Genomic DNA, 1,577 nt, shown 5'->3' on the forward strand with positions numbered 1-1,577 from the left:
CCTTGAGGAAGCTTTCCCTGGTCCAGGCGTCGGGATTGGCGCGCATCCACGCGATGCCGTCTTTTTGCCGGCTCTGCATCTCCATGACATGGGCGACGGCGTGCTGCGCCCAGCCGTCGCGGGGCTCGATCTCGACAGCCGTGCGGCCAAGCCGTTCGGCGCGCGCATAATCGCCCATCTCCTCGAGCCCGAAGGCCTGCATGCCGAGAACCGCATGATAGCCGGGCATGTCGCTTCGCCAGGCTGGCAGGGCGCGGCCGATGCGGTCGCGCAGCATGCGGGCATTGCCGGTGAAGAAATCAATCTGATGCCCGGTCAACAGAGCCACGAGATCGAGCGGATGGTCGATGGCGACATCCTCGAGGATGCGGGAGGCTTCATGCCAGCGCCCCCAGGCAAGATGGCCGAGGGCCGCGACATGCGCCCGCTCGCGCGCCGTGGCGGCGAGCGGCAAGGCCGCCTCGTGGCATGCTCTGGCCACGAGCGTTGCCTCGCGCTCGGTGGCGAGGCCGAAGAGGTAGCCCTTGAGCACATGCGCCATGACGAAGCCGGGATCCTCGGCGATCGCGCGATCGGCGGAGCCGACCGGATCGCCGATGAAGCATTGCAGCTCATGCACGGCGCGGGCGTAGGATGAAAACCCGGCTTCGGTCGCGCCCGAGTAAGCCAGGCCGAATGCATCCTTCAGCGCCATTCTGTGTCCTTCGACGATCGCGAATTTGCTGTCTGGAGCCCGATCCTAAAGCATCGGCGAGGAGCGTGCCAACCCGTGGTCGATAGTGCCTCAGGCCTGCCGGGCGTGCGCCGCCTCAATTCCCCGAGCGCATCGCCACCGTGGCGATGCCGGCGCCGACCAGCAGCGTGCCGCCGGTGCGGTTGAAGATGCGGATGGCCTTTGGATTGCGCACGATGGCGCGGGCCCTCGATGCGACCAGCGCGTAACCGAAGGCATTGGCGAAGGCCAAGGTCAGGAAGGTCGTCTCGAAGATCAGCATCTGCGTCCAGAAGTCGGCGTGCCGGTCGAGGAACTGCGGCAGGAAGGCGACGAAGAAGGTGATGCTCTTCGGGTTCAGCGCCGTCACCAGCCAGGCATGCGCCATCATCCTTGCCGCCGAAACCGCGTCGGTGCGCGGCTCGGCCTTCAGCGCGCCGCCGGCGCGGAACAGTTTTATGCCGAGATAGATGAGGTAGCCGGCGCCGATCACCTTCAAGATGGTGAACACGGTGGCCGAAGCCGCGAGCAGCGCGCCGATGCCGAGCATCGACAGCGTCATGGCGGTGAAGTCGCCCAGCGCGACGCCGACGGCCATCGGCAGCGCGGTGCGCCAGCCCTGGCCCAGCGCATAGGAGACGACCAAAAGGATCGTCGGGCCCGGAATGACGAGAAGGATGGAAGAGGCGGCGGCGAAGGCAGCCCAGTTTTCGAAGGACATTTCCCTGCTCCTTGAGCGCAAAGAACAGGATAAATCCTGGGGTCGTCGGGAATGTAAAGGGGCCGCCGGAAAAATCTTCAGCGAAAATCTTAGGCGCCTCGACCGGTAGCCCCATCAGCCGGCGAAAAGATCCGTTAGGGTTAA

1 protein-coding gene and 1 pseudogene are annotated in these 1,577 nt (G+C 65.4%); both read right to left on the bottom strand.

Annotated elements, in window-relative coordinates; translation table 11 throughout:
* Positions 1–694 (bottom strand): annotated as a pseudogene (locus EOA27_RS35820) (tetratricopeptide repeat protein); the annotation flags it as partial.
* A gap of 115 nt (positions 695–809) precedes the next feature.
* Positions 810–1,433, bottom strand: coding sequence for a LysE family translocator (locus EOA27_RS35825; RefSeq protein ID WP_126079933.1), 624 nt, complete (start codon positions 1,431–1,433; stop codon positions 810–812).
* Between the last annotated feature and the right edge of the window lie 144 nt (positions 1,434–1,577).

Source organism: Mesorhizobium sp. M2A.F.Ca.ET.037.01.1.1, from assembly GCF_003998075.1.
Classification (GTDB): Bacteria; Pseudomonadota; Alphaproteobacteria; order Rhizobiales; family Rhizobiaceae; genus Mesorhizobium.

Bases quoted from the DNA above. Each gene is read 5' to 3' on its own strand.
- EOA27_RS35825 (WP_126079933.1), bottom strand. From the start codon at position 1,433: ATGTCCTTCGAAAACTGGGCTGCCTTCGCCGCCGCCTCTTCCATCCTT.